Annotated in this window: 3 protein-coding genes; all 3 read left to right on the forward strand. The window is 62.2% G+C overall.

Features of this window, described 5'->3' with window-relative positions:
- Positions 1-327: 327 nt before the first annotated feature.
- Positions 328-1,995, forward strand: coding sequence for a ribonuclease J (locus QZ079_RS07945; protein WP_291289379.1), 1,668 nt, complete (start codon positions 328-330; stop codon positions 1,993-1,995).
- 1 nt (position 1,996) lies between these two features.
- A complete protein-coding gene (locus QZ079_RS07950; protein WP_297037304.1) occupies positions 1,997-4,675 on the forward strand; it encodes a DNA translocase FtsK in 2,679 nt (892 codons plus the stop codon).
- On the forward strand, positions 4,675-5,412 hold a 738-nt coding region (locus QZ079_RS07955; protein WP_297037306.1), incomplete at its 3' end, for a helix-turn-helix domain-containing protein. The genes QZ079_RS07950 and QZ079_RS07955, both read left to right, overlap by 1 nt.

Consider the following 5,412-nt stretch of genomic DNA (forward strand, 5'->3'; position numbering starts at 1 on the left):
GTCCCGGTGACAACGGCCACGGTGGCCGCGCGCCGCGCCGCCATCACGAGGGGTAAACCGCTGAGGTTCGCCGTATAGCGCTTATATTCTTGGAAGCCGCTGCGTTGGAACGAGTCTCCACGCAGCGGCTTTCCTTGTTTCATATGCGCGTTCGCCGCCGCACGCTCTTGCGCTGTTCCTGTGGGATGCCATGGACGTGCCGCATGTCTTCGGTAAAGCACGTACAATATATTCTGTATGACTATGCTCATTGTCGTGCTGTTTGGACGTTCTCGCGCACGAGCGCGATGTATTTCGTACTACGATGTGAAAGGAGCTCAATAGCTCATGACAAAAAAGAACCAACCCTTGCGTATCATCCCGCTTGGCGGTCTTGACGGCATCGGCAAGAACATGACGGTCGTCGAATGCGGCCCCGATATGGTACTCATCGACGCAGGCCTTATGTTCCCCGATGATTCACAGCCCGGTATCGATCTCGTCCTTCCGGATTACACCTATGTCCTCGAAAACGAGGAGAAGCTTCGCGGTATCATCGTGACGCACGGTCACGAGGATCACACCGGTGCCCTGCCGTACCTCCTCCAAGATCTCAACAACAAGGTGCCCATCTTCTCGAGCAAGCTCACCTTGGGCTTCATCGAGGGCAAGCTCGCCGAGTTCCGCATCCGCTCACCTAAGTTCCGCGAGGTCAAAAGCGGGTCGCACATCAGCCTCGGGTGCATCTCGGTCGATTTCTTCTCCATGACCCACTCCATCCCCGGGGCGCTCGGCGTCTACATCAAGTCGCCGCAGGGCACGGTCATGCATACGGGCGACTTCAAACTCGATCAGACGCCCATCGACGGCGTCACGCCGGATTACGCCGCCATCTCGAAGTTCGCCAAGCAGGGCGTCGACCTGCTTCTCTCGGATTCTACGAACGCGACCGTCCCTGGCTTCACCAAGTCTGAGGCCGAGGTCGGCCCCACGCTCAACGAGGTCATCAAGAATGCGCCTGGACGCGTGTTCGTCGCCTCGTTCTCGAGTCACATTCATCGCCTGCAGCAGATCTGCAACGCTGCGAAGGCGAGCGGTCGCAAGATCGTCGTCACCGGTCGCTCCATGCTCACGAACACCCGTGTCGCGCGCGAGCTCGGGTATCTCGAAATCGATGAGGCGGATATCATCGACGCCTATGACGTGAACGGCATCCCGGACGACAAGATCGTCGTCATGTGCACCGGCTCCCAGGGCGAGCCGCTCTCCGCGCTCTCGCGTATGGCCAACGGCGAGCACAAGACGCTCTCGATCCACTCGGGTGATACCGTCATCATCTCCGCGACGCCTGTTCCCGGAAACGAGAAGGCCGTACAGCAGGTCGTCAACAGCTTAGCGAAGCTCGGCTGCACCGTGGTTGACAAGTCCTCTAAGCTCGTCCACGTCTCCGGGCACGGCAGCCAGGAGGAGCTCAAGCTCATGCTCACCATGGCGAAGCCGACCTATTTCATGCCCGTTCACGGTGAGGCCGTGCACCTGCGGGCTCACGCGCGCCTTGCGCGCAAGGTGGGCATTCCCGAAGATCACATTTTCGTGCTCGATAACGGAGATACGCTCGAGGTGCGCGGCGGTGTGGTGAAGGTCGGACCCGCGGTGGAGAGCGGTATCGTCTACGTTGACGGCCTGCGCATCGGCGACACCGATCCCATCGTGCTCCGCGACCGCCAGAAGCTCGCGAATGATGGCATGGTTACGGTCGTGGCCGTCGTCTCCATGAAGAAGAAGCACATCGACGCGATCGAATTCTCGAGCCGCGGCGTTTCGTTCAACATCGACGAGGAATTCGGTGACGACGCGTCGCAGGCCATCATGAAAGCGGTCGAGAAGGGGTCGTTCGACTTCACGAGCAGCAGCACGGGCGCGCTCCGCAAGGCCGTGCGCGACTCGCTCTCGAACTTCATCTGGAACCGCACCAAGACCCGTCCGATGATCATCCCGGTCGTCATGGAGGTCTAACGTGGCGGCTCGAACGGGTACATCGAAGGGCGGGAAGGCGAAGAAACCCGCGCAGAAGAAGGCGTCGTCACAGCTTCGCGCCGGTGCGCATGCCGCGCCCGCGCCCGAGCCCCTGCTGTCCGGGGGGTCAGGCCGCGACATCGCGGGCGTCGCACTCGCCGTCTTCGCGGTTTGCTCCTTCATTGCGGTCATCGCCCCCGCTTCGGCGCCCATTACCGCTGCGGTTGCCGGCTTCTATCACCTGGGATTCGGGCTCGGCGCTTACGTCCTGCCGCTCGCGCTCCTGCTCGTCGCGGCGCTGCTCTTCGTGCGGAGCGAGGATGTCCTCAAGGTGAAGACGTGTCTCGGCGCGCTCATCATCTTCATTGCCGTCATCGCGCTCATCACTCTTGTCGGCACACCTGAGCACATGGTGCTCGGCGTCACGGTGGGGGAGGCCGAGCTTTCGGCGACCGGAGGCTACGTAGGGTTCGCGGTGGCATCCGTCCTCGCATCCGCCCTTGGCAAGCCCATCGCGGGCGTCGTCCTCGTGGGTATCGCCATCGCCGGAGCGATTCTCGTGGGCTTTTCGGTCTCGAGCTTCATCGGCGTGGTGCGCGACCAGGCCGAACGCATTCGCGAGCGTCGTCACGTCGAAGTGAATGAGCGCCCCTGGGGGGACGACTCCGCCCTCGATGCCCGAGTGAATCCCTATGCGCCGCGCGGTGGCGCAGCCGTCGTCGAACCTGTTTCCCTTGATGGGGAGGGAGCGGCTGAAACGACGTTTCTCGGTGATCGGGCGCAGACGACGCTGCTCTCGCGCGAGGTCGATGACGTTGACGAGGATCCCTTCGTCGACCTTACCGATACGCTTGCAAAGGAGCGCGCGCAGACGACGCTCATCCCCATCGAGGATCGTTATGCAAACACGGTCGATATCCAGAAAGAAGAGCCTCTTCAACCTTTGGACGAGTCCGCAGGCAGCAAGCTCGCGGAAGAATCGATCGACGCCGTACCCCAAGCTCCCGCTTCTGCGAGCGAAAGCGGTTTGGTGATTCCCGAGTTTCTAAAGCATCCTCATGGCAAGGAAACCGCTGCCGCCGATGAAGACACATCGCACGATGAGACGCCTGCGCACCAGGTCGCCGCATCTGCCGTGGCTTCCCGAAAATCCGAAAGCGAACCCTCCGCTTCCGATGACGAAGGTCCGGAACGAAGGCTTCCTCCTGCCTCGATGCTGCGCCATAGCCCGCAGGCGAAGGGATCTTCAGCGGCGAACACCGAGCTTCAGCAGACAGCAGAATCGCTGCAGGCAACGCTTCAGGAGTTCGGCCTGCACTCGCGCGTGGTCGGTTGGATCTCCGGTCCCACGGTCACGACGTTCAAGGTGCAACCGGGCGAGGGCGAGCGCGTGAGCCGCATTGCGAGCCTCGAGGACGACATCGCCCTTTCGCTCGCGACAGATTCAGTTCGCATCTTTGCGCCCATCCCCGGCACGTCGCTCGTGGGCATCGAGATCCCTAACCGCTCGCGTCAGACGGTTGCGTTCGGAGATATCCTGCCCTATGTGACGGGAGGGCCGCTGGAGTTCGCGCTCGGCCGCGATTCCGAGGGCGAACCCATGGTTGCCGACCTCGCCAAGATGCCGCATCTGCTCATCGCCGGCACCACGGGATCGGGCAAGTCCGTCGTCATCTCCTCCATCCTCATGAGCCTTCTCATGCGTACGTTCCCCGAAGACGTCCGCCTCATCATGATCGATCCCAAGCGCGTCGAGTTCGCACCCTACGACGGCTTGCCGCATCTCTACGTGCCCGTCGTGACGGAGCCCAAACAGGCTGCGAGCGCGCTGCAGTGGGCGGTATCCGAGATGGAGCGGCGCCTCAAGATCTTCGAGCGCATCGGCGTGCGCAAGATCTCGACATTCAACGAGAAACAGGCTGCCGGCGAGTTTGAGAAGTACGATAACCCGCCGAGCAAGATGCCCTATCTCGTGATTGTGATCGACGAGCTTTCCGACCTCATGATGGTCGCCGGCAAAGACGTCGAGGCATCGATCGTACGCATCGCCCAGCTCGGCCGTGCAGCGGGTATCCATATGATCGTTGCCACGCAGCGCCCAAGTTCCAACGTCGTGACCGGCCTCATTAAGGCGAACATCACGAACCGCATCGGACTCACCGTCGCCACGGGCATCGATAGCCGCGTCATCCTCGACCAGACAGGTGCTGAGAAGCTCATCGGTCAGGGCGATATGCTCTTCAGCCGCGTGGACTGGGGCAAACCCAAGCGTATCCAGGGCTGCTTCGTCTCCGACGAGGAGATTTTCAGCGTCGTCGAGTTCGTGAAGGAGCAATCGCCGGCGGAGTACCACGAGGAGATTCTCTCTGTGGTCGCTCCCGCTGCGATGCAGGGCTCCGGTTCCGGTTCCGGCGGCGCGTCCGCAGACGACCCGCTTATCTGGGAAGCTGCTCACCTCGTCGTTGAGTCGAAGCTCGGGTCGACGTCGAGCCTACAGCGGCGCCTCAAGGTCGGCTACGCTCGTGCTGGCCGTATCATGGACATGCTCGAGGAGAAGGGCATCGTGGGTCCGCCCGATGGTTCGAAGCCGCGCGAGGTTCTTCTCGATGAGCAGGCGCTCGAAGAGCTTCAGAATCTCGAGGCCCAGATATCCGAAGATGACGGGTTAGGGGGTTTCTAATGGCTGCTCGGTTTGGCGAGATGCTGCTTGAGCGCAGGCGTCAGCTCGGTCTCTCGATCCATCAGGTCGCTAGGACCATCAAGATTCGCCCCCAGATCATCGAATTCTTCGAACAGGGTAACTTTTCAGCCATGCCGCCACGCGGCTATGCCCAGGGTATGATTTCGAGCTATGCACGCTACCTAGGGCTCAACCCCCGTGTCGTCATGGATGCGTACTTCGACGAGCTCGATGCCTACGAGCGCGATACAGCGCATGCAGGCGGACGGCTCCAGGACGCCGCGGGGTTCGTAAGTCCGCGCTCTGAGAACCCCACCGGGCGCTTCATGGCGCTCGATGGCGGTTCTCGGTTTGCGCAGCGACCTCCTCAGGCGGGCTATGTCTCCGAGTCTCAGTCCGGCCATGAGCCCATCCGCGCCTCGCGCAGCGCGTATCGTCAAAGAGCGACAGCGCAGCCTGGTGCGCGACCGAGCAGTTCCTATGGCCGGCAACGTGGCTATGCTGCGCAAAGCGGGAACCGTCCTGCGAGAGGGGACGCGCCAACGTCACGGCTTCGCGGGGGCCGTAACGAGGAGCCTGGCCGTTCTCATCAAGGAACTGGCGGGTACCCCGGGCGCGGGAGCGCCTATGGACGTCGGTCGAACAGCACCCCTGTGCCTCCGCGCTCCGCTCGAGATCGTCGCGCCGGCATGCCGCGTCAAGATAGGCCGGCGCGGCGTGGATACGATGGACGGCGC

The sequence above is a fragment of the uncultured Enorma sp. genome (assembly GCA_905210055.1).
Classification (GTDB): Bacteria; Actinomycetota; Coriobacteriia; order Coriobacteriales; family Coriobacteriaceae; genus Enorma.

Bases quoted from the DNA above. Each gene is read 5' to 3' on its own strand.
- QZ079_RS07945 (WP_291289379.1), top strand. From the start codon at position 328: ATGACAAAAAAGAACCAACCCTTGCGTATCATCCCGCTTGGCGGTCTT.